At 71.1% G+C, this 9,317-nt stretch carries 10 protein-coding genes, 1 tRNA gene and 1 pseudogene; 2 read left to right on the top strand and 10 right to left on the bottom strand.

Going from position 1 to position 9,317, the window contains the following annotated elements:
* The 8 genes and pseudogenes from H1A17_RS06455 to H1A17_RS06420 form a co-directional block, all read right to left on the bottom strand.
* Positions 1–163 (bottom strand): annotated as a pseudogene (locus H1A17_RS06455) (sulfate adenylyltransferase small subunit); the annotation flags it as partial.
* 78 nt (positions 164–241) lie between these two features.
* Complete coding sequence (locus tag H1A17_RS06450; RefSeq protein WP_145922560.1) at positions 242–1,045, bottom strand: 3'(2'),5'-bisphosphate nucleotidase CysQ; 804 nt, start codon at positions 1,043–1,045, stop codon at positions 242–244.
* Between the two features lie 120 nt (positions 1,046–1,165).
* A complete protein-coding gene (gene pth, locus H1A17_RS06445) occupies positions 1,166–1,756 on the bottom strand; it encodes an aminoacyl-tRNA hydrolase (RefSeq protein ID WP_145917826.1) in 591 nt (196 codons plus the stop codon).
* A gap of 99 nt (positions 1,757–1,855) precedes the next feature.
* Positions 1,856–2,548 (bottom strand): 50S ribosomal protein L25/general stress protein Ctc, encoded by a 693-nt coding sequence (locus tag H1A17_RS06440; protein ID WP_145917825.1) that lies wholly within the window; start codon positions 2,546–2,548, stop codon positions 1,856–1,858.
* Positions 2,549–2,775: 227 nt separating this feature from the next.
* Complete coding sequence (locus H1A17_RS06435; protein WP_145917824.1) at positions 2,776–3,756, bottom strand: ribose-phosphate diphosphokinase; 981 nt, start codon at positions 3,754–3,756, stop codon at positions 2,776–2,778.
* Positions 3,757–3,843: 87 nt separating this feature from the next.
* On the bottom strand, positions 3,844–5,343 hold the full coding sequence (glmU, locus tag H1A17_RS06430) for a bifunctional UDP-N-acetylglucosamine diphosphorylase/glucosamine-1-phosphate N-acetyltransferase GlmU (protein ID WP_194821362.1): 1,500 nt from the start codon (positions 5,341–5,343) through the stop codon (positions 3,844–3,846).
* 74 nt (positions 5,344–5,417) lie between these two features.
* Positions 5,418–5,488: transfer RNA gene (locus H1A17_RS06425), tRNA-Gln, on the bottom strand.
* Positions 5,489–5,534: 46 nt separating this feature from the next.
* Positions 5,535–6,386 carry a helix-turn-helix domain-containing protein gene (locus tag H1A17_RS06420; RefSeq protein ID WP_194821361.1) on the bottom strand — a complete coding sequence of 284 codons (852 nt, stop codon included), beginning with the start codon at positions 6,384–6,386 and terminating at the stop codon, positions 5,535–5,537.
* 120 nt (positions 6,387–6,506) lie between these two features.
* On the opposite strand from H1A17_RS06420, the gene H1A17_RS06415 reads away from it, so the two are divergent.
* Together H1A17_RS06415 and H1A17_RS06410 are read left to right on the top strand one after the other, a co-directional pair.
* Positions 6,507–7,466 carry an acyl-CoA desaturase gene (locus H1A17_RS06415; protein ID WP_194821360.1) on the top strand — a complete coding sequence of 320 codons (960 nt, stop codon included), beginning with the start codon at positions 6,507–6,509 and terminating at the stop codon, positions 7,464–7,466.
* A 113-nt stretch (positions 7,467–7,579) separates the two neighbouring features.
* The gene (locus H1A17_RS06410; RefSeq protein ID WP_145917820.1) at positions 7,580–8,269 is read left to right on the top strand and encodes a TetR/AcrR family transcriptional regulator; all 690 of its coding nucleotides are present in this window, start codon (positions 7,580–7,582) and stop codon (positions 8,267–8,269) included.
* Positions 8,270–8,277: 8 nt separating this feature from the next.
* Here the strand turns inward: H1A17_RS06410 and H1A17_RS06405 are convergent, their stop codons facing one another.
* Together H1A17_RS06405 and H1A17_RS06400 are read right to left on the bottom strand one after the other, a co-directional pair.
* Positions 8,278–8,739 (bottom strand): DUF4383 domain-containing protein, encoded by a 462-nt coding sequence (locus H1A17_RS06405; protein WP_145917819.1) that lies wholly within the window; start codon positions 8,737–8,739, stop codon positions 8,278–8,280.
* Positions 8,740–8,848: 109 nt separating this feature from the next.
* Positions 8,849–9,304 carry a DUF4383 domain-containing protein gene (locus tag H1A17_RS06400; protein WP_145917818.1) on the bottom strand — a complete coding sequence of 152 codons (456 nt, stop codon included), beginning with the start codon at positions 9,302–9,304 and terminating at the stop codon, positions 8,849–8,851.
* Positions 9,305–9,317: the final 13 nt, after the last annotated feature.

Raw genomic sequence — 9,317 nt, 5'->3', positions numbered from 1 at the left:
ACGCCTTCTGCGCCAGCCGCAGCATCACGATCGAGTCCTTGCCACCGGAGAAGAGCAGCACCGGCCGCTCCATCTCGGCGACCACCTCACGCATCACGAAGATGCTCTCCGCCTCCAACTCGTCGAGGTGGGAGACCTGGTAGAAGCGGCCGGGGGCGGTCATGCCACGGGCTCGATCGGCGCGGATCCGTACATGGATTCCAGACCTTTCCGGTCGGACAAATCAAAAACAGCGCTCAGGCTACCCGGAATGCCTCTGCAGCGCTGCAAGCAACCGGCTGGCGAGATCCTTGCGGCAGACCAGCAGGTCCGGCAGGCGCGGATCCGCCTCGTTGTATCTCAGCGCAGAACCGTCGATTCGGGAAGCGTGCAGCCCGGTGGCCGTCGCCACAGCGATCGGGGCCGCCGAGTCCCACTCGTACTGGCCGCCCGCGTGGATGTAGGCGTCCACGTCACCGGTCACCACCGCCGCGATCTTCGCCCCCGCCGAACCCATCGGCACCAACTGGGCGCCCACGTCCTCGGCCAGGGCGGTCAGGAACGCCGGCGGCCGGCTCCGACTCGCCGCCAACCGCAGCGTACGGTCACCCGTCGTGGCCGCCTCCACCGTCATCGGCGGGTACGCCGGCGGATAGTCCGTGCCCAGCACCCGGTGCTGCGCCGGCAACCCCACCGCCCCCGCCACCAGCCCGTGCGGCGTCGGCGCGTTACGCGCCCAGAGCGCCACGTGCACCGCCCAGTCGGCGCGGCCCTCCTCGGAGAACTCCCGGGTGCCGTCCAACGGGTCGATGATCCACACCCGGTCGGCGGTCAACCGGGACACCCCACCCGCGGTGTCCACCAGCCGCGACCCCTCGTCCTCCTCGGAGAGGACGGCGTCACCGGGCCGCCACTTCGCCAGCTCGCTGCGGATCAGGTCGTGCGAGACCTTGTCCCCGGCCGACTTCAACGCCGCCGCGTCCGCGAACCCCATCTCGGCGCGCAGCTCCAGCAGGGCCTGCCCGGCCCGGTCCGCCAGCCAGCGGGCGAACGCGCCGTCGATCATCGGAGGACTGCCCACGAACTCGCTCCCGTCGCCTACCACGGCCCGCGCGGGGTCGCGCGCCACGCCAGAACGCGCAGACTACCGGCAACGCGAGCGCGCCACGAGTACGCCCCCCGCGACTCAGGCCCCGTGGTACGCGTTCTGGGTCGGCTCGACCCCCTTGGTGACCACCGACTCCACCACGTCAGCGGCCCGGTCCACCAGAAACTCCAACTCCTTGCGCTCCGCGGTGCCGAAATCCGACAGCACGAAATCCGCCGGGTCCTGCCGCCCCGGCGGCCTGCCGATGCCGAACCGCACCCGCACGTAGTCCTTCGTCCCCAGCGACTTCGACATCGACCGCAGACCGTTGTGCCCGCCCTCGCCGCCGCCCAGCTTCACCCGCAGCTGCCCGTACGGGATGTCCAGCTCGTCGTGCACCGCGATCACCCGGTCGGCCGGGATCTTGTGGAACTGGGCCAGCGCGGCCACCGGCCCACCCGACAGGTTCATGTACGTCTGCGGCTTGAGCAGCACCAGCTTCGGCCCACCGAAGCCGATCCGCCCCTCCGCGACGTCCGCCACCACCCGCTTGTACCGCCCGAACCGCCCACCCAGCCGTACGGCGAGCAACTCGGCGACCATGAAACCGACGTTGTGCCGGTTCCCGGCGTACTCCCGACCCGGATTGCCCAGGCCGACCACCAGCCACGGCCCCGTCTCGTCCGTCACGTCCCGTACCTCCCGCTCGCCGTCTGCGCGCCGCCGCTGCCCCGATACGCCGGCAGGCGCCCCCGCGACGGGAGCGCCTGCCGTGAACGATGCGACCGGTCAGGCCTCGGTCTTCGCCTCGGTGCTCTCCTCGCCCTCGGCGGCCGGAGTCTCGGCGCCCTCGGCGGCCTCCGCACCCTCGGCGGCCTCCTCGGCCTCCGTCGCCGGGGTCTCGACCTCCGGCAGGGTGGCCTCCAGCTGCTCGGCGGTCGGGGCGGCGGTCACCGAGGCGACCGTCTGCTCCGCGTCGGCGGCCAGCTCCACACCCGCGGGCAGCTCGACGTCGGCGGCGGTGACCTGGCTGCCGGCCTCCAGCCCCTCGATCGACGCCTCCAGGTGGTCCGGCACCTTGGTGGCGTCGGCGGTCACCGAGAGGGTGTCGTGGTCGTGCACGATCAGGGTGTCCCGCGCGGCCTCACCGGTCAGCTGGACCGGAACCTCGACGGTGACCTTCTCGCCCCGACGGACCAGCAGCAGGTCCACGTGCTCGAAGCTGTCCCGGATCGGGTCACGCTGGATCGCCTTCGGCAGCGCCAGCACCTGGGTGCCGTCGCTGACCTCGATCGCGAAGAGCTGGTTGGCGCCGCCCTTACGGATCGCGGCGGCGAACTCCCGCGCCGGGAGCGCGATGTGCTTGGGCTTCTCGCCGTGACCGTACAGCACGGCGGGCACCTTGCCGGCCCGACGGGTACGACGGGCACCACCCTTGCCGAACTCCGTACGGGGCTCGGCGCTGATCTTTACCTCGGACACGGGGAAACTCCTGATGCTAACGCTACGGCGGCTTGTCGTCTGGCGGTGCTGGGGCGAGGGGCTCGCTTGGGGCTCATGCGTCATGAACGACTGCCCGGAGCACCGCGTCGATGACGGTGCCTCCGTGCGGCGCTCGATCAGCGGCCCGCCGGGCACCCTCGCCGTGGCAACCGCACCAGTCTACCCGAGGTCTTTCCGCGCCTTCCGGCAGTCCCCCGGTCCGCGCGTCAACTCAGGCCACCGAAGAGGGTTGTCACCGACCCGTCGTCGAAGACCTCCCGGATCGCCCGCGCCAACAACGGCGCGATCGACAGCACGGTGAGCTTGTCCAACTGCTTCTCCGGCGGCAACGGCAGCGTGTTCGTCACCACCACCTCGGTGATCGGGCTGTTCTTCAACCGCTCGGTCGCCGGGTCGGACAACAGGGCGTGGGTGGAGGCCACCACGATCTCCGCCGCACCGGACTCCTTGAGGATGTCCGCCGCCTTGGTGATCGTCCCACCGGTGTCGATCATGTCGTCGACGATCAGGCAGACCCGACCCTCGACCTCGCCGACCACCCGGTTCGCCACCACCTGGTTGGGCTTCAACGGGTCCCGGGTCTTGTGGATGAACGCCAACGGGCAGCCACCGAGGCGGTCCGTCCACCGCTCCGCCACCCGCACCCGGCCCGAGTCCGGCGCCACCACCGTCATCGGCCGGCCGGCGAACTTGTGCTCCACGTACTCGGCGAGGATGTCCATCGCGAACAGGTGGTCCACCGGGCCGTCGAAGAAACCCTGGATCTGCGCGGTGTGCAGGTCGACGGTGAGGATCCGGTTCGCGCCGGCCGTCTTGAGCAGGTCGGCCACCAGCCGCGCCGAGATCGGCTCCCGGCCGCGGTGCTTCTTGTCCTGCCGGGAGTACGGGTAGAACGGCAGGACCACGGTGATCCGCTTCGCCGAACCCCGCTTCAGCGCGTCGATCATGATCAGGGTCTCCATGACCCAGGTGTTGACCCCGTGCGTGACGGACTGCACCACGAAGGCGTCCGAACCACGCACCGAGTCCCGGAACCGTACGAAGATCTCACCGTTGGCGAACTCGTACGCGTCGGAAGGGGTCGGCGCTACACCGAGCACCTCACCGATCTCCTTGGCCAACTCCGGAAAGCCACGTCCGGAAAAGAGCATCAGGCTCTTGCGGTTTTCGGCGACGATGCTGCCCATGGGCCCGTCTGCTCCCGTTGGTCGGTGGTGCCCGGCGGCGGTGGGCCGGGGCTATTCGGTTGCAGTATGCCCCGACCACGGCGACCCTCACACCGTCTCGGCACCCCCGTGGATTGCCTCACCTTCACTTGCCGACGCCGGCCCACCCGACGCATCCTCACCAGCCGTCCGGGCCTGCTCGGCGGCCCGCGCGGAGACCGTGCCCGGCCGGTTACGCAACACCCACCCCTCGATGTTGCGCTGCGGTGCCCGGGTCACCCCCAACGCCCCCGGCGGCACGTCCTGACTCAACGCGCTGCCCGCCGCCACGTAGGCCCCCGCGCCCACCTCGACCGGCGCGATCAGGTTCGTGTCGCAGCCGACGAACGCACCGTCACCGACCACCGTGCGGTGCTTGTTCACCCCGTCGTAGTTCACGAAGATCGTCGCCGCGCCGATGTTCGCCTTCGCCCCGATCGTCGCGTCCCCCACGTACGACAGGTGCGGCACCTTCGCGCCCGGCCCGACCTCGGAGTTCTTCACCTCGACGAACGTGCCCACCTTCGCCTTCTCGGCCAGCCGCGCCGCCGGCCGCAGGTAGGCGTACGGGCCGACGCTCGCCCCCGGGCCCACCTCGGCGCCGGTGGCGTGGCTGCGCAGCACGGTCGCCGCCGCCCCCACCACCGTGTCGATCAGCGTGACGTCCGGCCCGACCACCGCCTCGGCCCCCACCACCGTGGCCCCCCGCAACTGGGTGTTCTGGTCGAGCACCGCGTCCCGTCCGACGGTGGCGGTCACGTCGATCCAGGTGGTCGCCGGGTCCAGGATCGTCACCCCGGTCCGCATCCACGCCTCGTTGACCCGGTCCCGCAGCAGCCGGCGCAGCCCGGCCAACTCCACCCGGTCGTTGCAGCCCAACGTCTCGACGTGGTCGGCGGCCACGTGCACACCCACCGGCTCACCGGCCGACCCGAGCAGCCCGAAGACGTCGGTGAGGTACTCCTCGCCCTGGTCGTTGTCGGTGGAGAGCTTGCCCAGCGCGGCCCGCAGCCGGGCCAGGTCGAAGGCGTAGATGCCGGCGTTGATCTCCCGCAGCGCGCGCTGGGCGGGGGTCGCGTCACGCTCCTCGACGATCTGCTCCAGCCGGCCGGCGGCGTCCCGGACGATCCGCCCCAGCCCGGTCGGGTCGGGCACCTCGGCGGCGAGCACCGTGGCCGCCGCGCCCTCACCCTCGTGCGCCGCGACCAGCGCGTCCACCGTTTCGGTACGCAGCAGCGGCACGTCCCCGTTGATCACCACGACGGTGCCGGTGGCCTCCGGCACCGCGTCCAGCGCGATCCGTACGGCGTGTCCGGTGCCGAGCTGTTCGGCCTGGAGCACGGCGGTGGCGTCCGGGGCGACCTCGGCCAGGTGGGCGCGGACCTGCTCGGCCCCGTGCCCGACCACCACCACGGTCCGGTCAGCGCGCAGCGGGCCGGCCGCGGCCAGCACGTGACCGAGCAGCGTCCGGCCGAGCAACGGGTGCAGCACCTTGGGCAGCGCCGACTTCATCCGCTTGCCCTCCCCGGCGGCGAGCACGACGACGGTACGGCGGTGGGGCTGGGACACGGGTGGGCTCCCGTCGGGGAAGGCGACAGTCTCGCCGCCATGCTAACCAGACTTCGGGGGCGGATCAGCGGAAGCTCCCGGGAGAGGACTCGAACCCCTACAATCAGGACCAAAACCTGACGTCCTGCCATTAGACGACCCGGGACGGTCTAAAACGGGCAAACCGAATAGCTTGGCAGACCTCCTACACCTTAGCGCCCCTCGCCGCCCGCGCCATCGCCCATTCCCTTCATGATCCCTTCTATCCGCCAGTACAACTGCCGGGACCTGGGCACCTCGACGATCAGACAACCTCGATAGTCATCGCCCGTGTTGCGCCGAACGGTGGTCGGCCGATGGTGCTTGAGCGACGTGGGACGGAACGTCTCGGCCGGAACGGCCACCCGCTCAGCCCACCACCGCACGGCCGCCTCGGCGTCGGCGGTCCCGTGGATGCTCACCCGGAAACGCAGGGCCTCCCGGGGCACACCCATCGCCTCGACGAAGCGGACAAAGATGTCGACCAGCCCGGGATCACTGTTGATGAACCTGACCCGACACTCGTGGGGCCGCCAGGGCTTGGCCTTCTCGCCTTCCGCCCAATAGAGCGCCGCCCCCACCATGACCAACTCCCGGTGCCCCATCGACCCGACCCAGGCCGCGGCGTCCGCCACGGCCGCCGCCCGGGCGGCGTCCCGTGCCTGCCGGTGGGCCGACCACCGGGCATCCGTCATCACCTTGGAGTGCGCCCGTCGACGCTCGCGGGCGATCTCCTCGTCCGGGTCGAGGGGGAGGTGGCGTACCCAGAGGTAGGCGGTGGACTTCGCGACGCCCAACCGGGCCGCGATGTCGCCGACCGAGCGGCCCTCGCCGCGCAGTGCCACCGCCGCCGCGCGCAGGTCGTCGCGGGCGGCGGGTCGTCGGGTGCGGGCCGGGGGCGCGCCGTCGCGCAGCAGCGCGTACACCCGGTTGCGGCCGAGGCCGGTGCGGGCCTGGATCTGCCGGACGGAGAGCCCCTCGCCGGTGCGTAGCCGGCGCACCTCGGCGGCCGTCGGATCGGTCATGACCGGCAGGTTAAGACGACCGTATGACACTGCACTCATTCACGTGCGCCACTGTTCACTCCACTGTGGCCGGCCCGTAAGTTACGGTGACGTAGGCGTATCCGATCGCTGCGAGGTGCCATGTCGACCACCCTGCGGGACGCCGGTGCCGCCGGCCCGAAGCCGCTCACCCAGGGTCCCCAGTCGCGGGGCATCCTGATCGCCCTCTGGGTCTTCGTGGTGGTGCCGTTCCTGGCCCTGCTCGCCGCCGTGCCGGTGGCCTGGGGCGGCTGGCTGCACGCGACCGACGTGCTCGTCGCGGCCCTCTGGTACGTGGTGTCCGGGCTCGGCATCACCGTCGGTTACCACAGGTACTTCACCCACGGCGCGTTCAAGGCCCGCCGCCCGGTCCGGGTGGCCCTGGCGGTCGCCGGGTCGTTCGCGGTGCAGGGCGAGATCATCCAGTGGGTGGCCGACCACCGGCGGCACCACGCCTTCGCCGACCTCGACGGCGACCCGCACTCCCCCTGGCGGTACGGCGAGAGCGTGCGGGGCCTGGCCAAGGGGTTGTTCCACGCGCACCTGGGATGGTTGTTCGGCCGGGAGCTGTCCAACCGGGAGCGGTTCGCGCCGGATCTGCTCGCCGACCCGGACACCCGCCGGGTGGACCGGCTCTCGCCGCTGCTGGTGGCCGTCTCGCTGCTCGGCCCGGCGCTGATGGGCGGGCTGCTGACCTGGTCGTGGGCCGGCGCGCTGAGCGCGTTCTTCTGGGGCGGGCTGGTCCGGATCGCCCTGTTGCACCACGTGACCTGGGCGATCAACTCGGTCTGTCACGTCTACGGTGAGCGTCCGTTCGCGATGCGGCCGGGCGACCGGGCGGCCAACTTCTGGCCGCTGGCCCTGCTGTCGTTCGGGGAGAGCTGGCACAACCTGCACCATGCCGAGCCGACCAGCGCCCGGCACGGGGTGCTGCGCGGGCAGTGGGACCCGTCGGCCCGGGCGATCTGGTTGCTGGAGCGGGCCGGCGCGGTGCACGACGTGCGGTGGCCGGGGCCGGAACGGGTGGCGGCGAAGCGGGTGCGGGAGCCGCTGCGGCGCTGAACCCGGCGGTGCCCCGGGGTGTCACCTGGCAGGATGGCCGGGTGACCGAGACAGACGGGCACGACCGGAGCATTCCACGACAGGGCGTCACCGAGCGCCGGCGAGGTGACGAGATGGCGCAGCCCCCGGGTGGGGAGAACACCGGCACACGACGGGCGGCGCCGGCGGCGGGCGCGAAGCCGGCGGCACGGGTACGGATGTCGGCGGCGCAGCGGCGCGAGCAGTTGATCGCGATCGGCCGGCAGGTGTTCGCCGAGAAGGGGTTCGACGCGACCTCGATCGAGGAGGTGGCGGCGCGGGCCCGGGTCTCCAAGCCGGTGGTCTACGAGCACTTCGGCGGCAAGGAGGGCCTGTACGCGGTGGTCGTCGACCGGGAGGTGCGGGCCCTGCTGGACCGGATCGCCACGGCGTTGACCGCCGGCCACCCCCGGGAGTTGCTGGAGCAGGCGGCCTTGGCGCTGCTGGGCTACATCGAGGAGGAGACCAGCGGGTTCCGGGTGCTGGTGCGGGAGTCGCCGTTGATGTCGGCGGCCGGCAACTTCAGCAGCGTGATGAACGACGTGGCGCACCAGGTGGAGCACATCCTGGGGGCCGAGTTCTCCAGCCGGGGTTACGACCCGAAGCTGGCCGAGTTGTACTCACAGGCGCTGGTGGGGATGGTGGCGTTGACCGGGCGCTGGTGGTTGGAGGTCCGTCAGCCGCGCAAGGAGACGGTGGCGGCGCACCTGGTGAACCTGGCCTGGAACGGGTTGTCGCACCTGGAGGCCCGGCCGGGTCTGATCACCGGACGGCCGGGTGGCTGAGCGGCGGGTCAGCGGGCCGGGTGGAGGCGGTCGGCGCGTTCCTGGGCGGCGTGCTCGTCGGTGCCGATCTTGTCGTACAGGCCGGTGGCGAGGAGCAGCAGGCCGAACAGCAGCGAGACGATCACCGTCGACATCGAGAAGTTGAGGATGTTGGCGCGGGTCTGGAGCACGCTCATCATCGCGATGCCGGTGACCATGAAGACCACCCCGGCGGTGAGGTTCATGATGTGCCCGAGGTTGCCGCGCCGGGACGCCCCGATGATCAGGACGACCCCGAAGACGACCGACACCAGCGAGAACGCCAGGTTGGTACGCAGGCCCAGGGCCCAGTGGCTGCCCCGGGCGAACAGCGGCTCACCCCAGGTCTGCACGACGCCGAATACGCCGAAGACCAGGATGTAGAGGCCGACGAGGCCGGCGAAGACCCGGTACAGCGGGCGGGCCGGATGGTTGACCGGAAAGTGCGCCATGGCCCCTCCCTGCGCGGACGACGTGTCGGGACGATTGTCTCCCGTCGCGCCGCCCGGCGTCGGAGAAACGCCAGGTCACGCCGCATCCCGGCCCGCACGCCGGAGCGGGTCAGAGCACCAGGCGGGCCTTCTGCCAGGCTTCCTTCTCGTCCTCGGTACCGACCTTGCCGTACATGCCGACCATCAGCAGGACGAGGCTGAGGGTCATCAGCACGATCACCGTGAGGATGCTGAAGTTGACGACGTTGGCCTCGGTCTGGAGGAAGGCCAGGCCGGCGAGGCTGATCACCATCAGGGTGTAGGACAGCCACTGGTTGATCGCCACGTCAAGGTTGCGGCCGATCACCGTGCCGACCAGGATGACCACCCCGAACAGCACGGACAGCAGCGAGAACCCGAGGTTGGTGCCCTGGCCGAGGACCTTGGTGTCGTCCTGGGCGAAGAAGTCGTTGCCGGCGCTGGCGATGACGCCGAGCACGCCGAAGACCACCAGGTAGAGACCGATGAGCCCGCCGATCGCCCGGTAGACCGGCCGCGCGGGGTGGTTGACGGGGGTGTGGGCCATGACTGTGTCTCCA

It is taken from the genome of Micromonospora sp. S-DT3-3-22 (genome assembly GCF_015354745.1).
Lineage (GTDB): Bacteria > Actinomycetota > Actinomycetes > Mycobacteriales > Micromonosporaceae > Micromonospora > Micromonospora wenchangensis.
The sequence above is the reverse complement of the archived record's forward strand: the minus strand, read 5'-3'. Positions and strand labels throughout refer to the sequence as shown.

Coding starts and splice junctions, on each gene's coding strand:
- H1A17_RS06450 (WP_145922560.1), bottom strand. CDS start 1,045: ATGATCGACGGCGCGTTCGCCCGCTGGCTGGCGGACCGGGCCGGGCAG.
- H1A17_RS06435 (WP_145917824.1), bottom strand. CDS start 3,756: ATGGGCAGCATCGTCGCCGAAAACCGCAAGAGCCTGATGCTCTTTTCC.
- H1A17_RS06420 (WP_194821361.1), bottom strand. CDS start 6,386: ATGACCGATCCGACGGCCGCCGAGGTGCGCCGGCTACGCACCGGCGAG.
- H1A17_RS06415 (WP_194821360.1), top strand. CDS start 6,507: ATGTCGACCACCCTGCGGGACGCCGGTGCCGCCGGCCCGAAGCCGCTC.
- H1A17_RS06410 (WP_145917820.1), top strand. CDS start 7,580: ATGGCGCAGCCCCCGGGTGGGGAGAACACCGGCACACGACGGGCGGCG.
- H1A17_RS06405 (WP_145917819.1), bottom strand. CDS start 8,739: ATGGCGCACTTTCCGGTCAACCATCCGGCCCGCCCGCTGTACCGGGTC.
- H1A17_RS06400 (WP_145917818.1), bottom strand. CDS start 9,304: ATGGCCCACACCCCCGTCAACCACCCCGCGCGGCCGGTCTACCGGGCG.